Origin of the sequence: Kocuria cellulosilytica (assembly GCF_040981245.1) — a bacterium.
Classification (GTDB): Bacteria; Actinomycetota; Actinomycetes; order Actinomycetales; family Micrococcaceae; genus Kocuria; species Kocuria cellulosilytica.
In genome coordinates this window covers 1-514 of the sequence record NZ_JAVFWZ010000151.1, presented here as the reverse complement: position 1 = coordinate 514, position 514 = coordinate 1, and the positions used below count along the sequence as shown (strand labels likewise).

General features: G+C 76.7%; 1 protein-coding gene. It reads right to left on the bottom strand.

Annotated elements, in window-relative coordinates:
• Positions 1-174: 174 nt before the first annotated feature.
• The coding region (locus tag RCG67_RS17445) for a glycosyl hydrolase family 65 domain-containing protein (RefSeq protein WP_368828081.1) at positions 175-514 on the bottom strand (340 nt) is incomplete at its 5' end.

The window sequence follows — 514 nt, the reverse complement described above, 5'->3', positions numbered from 1 at the left end:
GGGGCGACCCGGGGCGCGTGCCCGGCGTGCGGGAGGACCAGACCGGTCGGGGCGCAGCGTTCCATGGCCCCAGCCTAGCGGCCGCGGCGCGCCCGTCCCGGGCCCCCTGCGCCCGGGCCCGGTCCCGGGGCGCAGGGGGCCGGGCTCAGGCGTGTCGCGACGCCACCGCCCGGCTCAGGCCTGCCGCGACACCACCGGCAGAGGGGCGTGCGGGGCACGGTGCTGGATCGCCACCCGGATCTTCTGCCCGCCCTTGAGCACGTACTCCGCGCCGTGGACGTGGATGGTGACGTTGTCGGCCCGGCGCGAGGAGCCCTCGAGCTCGAGCACGTGGTGGTCGATGCAGACCCGGATGACCTGTCCCCGGTAGAGCACGGTGAACGAGACCCGGTCCAGCTGGCTCGGCAGCGCCGGGTCGAACTCCAGCCACTCGCCGCGCACGCGCAGCCCCGCGTACGCGCGGGTCACGACGTCGACGGAGCCGGCCATGGCGCCCAGGTGGATGCCCTCGCCC